Origin of the sequence: Variovorax sp. Root473, from assembly GCF_001426505.1 — a bacterium.
Lineage (GTDB): Bacteria > Pseudomonadota > Gammaproteobacteria > Burkholderiales > Burkholderiaceae_C > Variovorax.
This window is the reverse complement of record NZ_LMEV01000014.1, coordinates 229-1117: the sequence shown is the minus strand read 5'-3', so window position 1 is coordinate 1117 and position 889 is coordinate 229. Positions and strand designations below refer to the sequence as shown.

Sequence of the window (889 nt, the reverse complement as noted above, 5' to 3'; positions counted from 1 at the left end):
CCACTTGTCGAAGGTGGTGCAGGGATGCGAGATGCCCAGGCCCACGCGGTCGCCGACCTTGGGTGCATCGGCCTCTTCGCTCTCGTCCCAGCGCAGGTAGGCGTGCTGGTCGTTCAGTGCGGTGATCTTCCAGCCGGCAGGCACAGCGTGCGACTGCAATGCACCGCGTGCCGCGTGCGCAATGGGGATGGGCATCGACATGTCGAAGGAGATGTCGCGCTTGCCCACCGACAGGATCGCCAGGCCGGGCTCGGGTCGCGACTGCACGTTGGCCCAGACCTCCATCGCCGGCGTCAGCCCCTCGCCGCACTCGCAGCCCAGGCGCTGGTCGACCACGCTCACCATGCGCTTGTAGAAGCCGTGGTCGTGCGTGACGTAGCAGCCCGAGCGCAGCAGGCCGCGCACCGGTGAACCCAGTGCAGGCTTGAGCCGCCCGGCCACGAGGTCGAAGATGGCCGAACCGCCGGCGGACACCAGCACTTCGTCGGTCTCGAACAGCTTGTGCGTGTCGCAGTGGCGCGCCACAGCTTCGATCCGGTCCATCAGCGCCTTGGCGAAGGCGGTGTCCTCTTCGGTGGAGCCGGTGGCGTTCAGGCCTTCGTAGCTCTCGATGCCCACCAGCTTCGCGGCGCTGCTGGCGCACACCGCGCTGGCCACGGCGGCCGCTTCCGCATGCGTGCGGCAGCCCGTGCGTGCACCTTGCACACCGATCTCGAGCATCACGTCAAAAGGCACGCTGGCAGGATTGCGCTTCGCCCAGTCCTCGATGAGCGCCAGCTGCGCCGTCGAATCAACGAGGAACACGACACGCAGGTCCGCATGCTGGGCCAGCAGCATCTGGATGCCTGCCAGGTCCTCATCGCTCACCACCTGGTTGGCGATCAACGTA

Annotated in this window: 1 protein-coding gene; it reads right to left on the bottom strand. The window is 67.3% G+C overall.

Annotation, left to right across the window (positions count from 1 at the left end):
* Positions 1-889, bottom strand: an 889-nt coding sequence (locus tag ASD34_RS08020; protein ID WP_235510004.1) for an alanine racemase, incomplete at both ends; no start/stop codon positions are given.